Origin of the sequence: Promicromonospora kroppenstedtii DSM 19349 (assembly GCF_000515355.1) — a bacterium.
Classification (GTDB): domain Bacteria; phylum Actinomycetota; class Actinomycetes; order Actinomycetales; family Cellulomonadaceae; genus Promicromonospora; species Promicromonospora kroppenstedtii.
In genome coordinates this window covers 18,482-19,111 of record NZ_KI911618.1, presented here as the reverse complement: position 1 = coordinate 19,111, position 630 = coordinate 18,482, and the positions used below count along the sequence as shown (strand labels likewise).

The window sequence follows — 630 nt, the reverse complement described above, 5'->3', positions numbered from 1 at the left end:
CCCCCCCCGGGGGGGGGGGGGGCCGCCCCGCCGGTGCGCGTCATCGTGCCGGTCGCCGTCGTGGAGGCCTTCCTCGACCGCCCGGAGACGGGGCAGGTCGGCGTGTCCCTGACCGCGGACCGCGTCACGCTGGGCGGCCTGGACGGGACGCCGGTCGACGCGCTCTACCCCGACTACGAGGCGGTCCTCGCCGCGCACGGATTCCGGGGCGTCGGGGAGAAGGTGGGCACCTCCGTCACCGCGCCTGATCTCCTGTACCGGGTCGAAACCGCGAACGGGGCGGACGCCGGGCGGCGCGACCTGGTCCTGCTCGGCCTCGACCCCGCCGAGCTCCACATCGGCGACGCGCGCGGCACCGTGGCGTTCGACCGGCAGTACCTCGCCGACGCCGTCCGCTCGTTCGGCGACGCCGACCTGCTGCTGACGGCGGGCGAGCGCGACACCCTCCGCCTGGCGGCGGCTCACGGCCCGGACGCCGTCGTCCTCCTCATGCCGGTGCGGCTCGCCGCCTGAACCGGAACGCCGACTTCCCGTGGAGCAAGGACCAGAGGCGACGGCGCGGGGGCGCCCGGGGACTACCGGCCGACGTCGCCCGGCCCGGCGCCGTCGTCGGCCACCGGGTTCGCGGGC

General features: G+C 77.6%; 1 pseudogene. It reads left to right on the top strand.

The annotated features are described in order from the left end of the window. Window positions 1–513: pseudogene (locus PROKR_RS04640) on the top strand (hypothetical protein); the annotation flags it as partial. Between the last annotated feature and the right edge of the window lie 117 nt (window positions 514–630).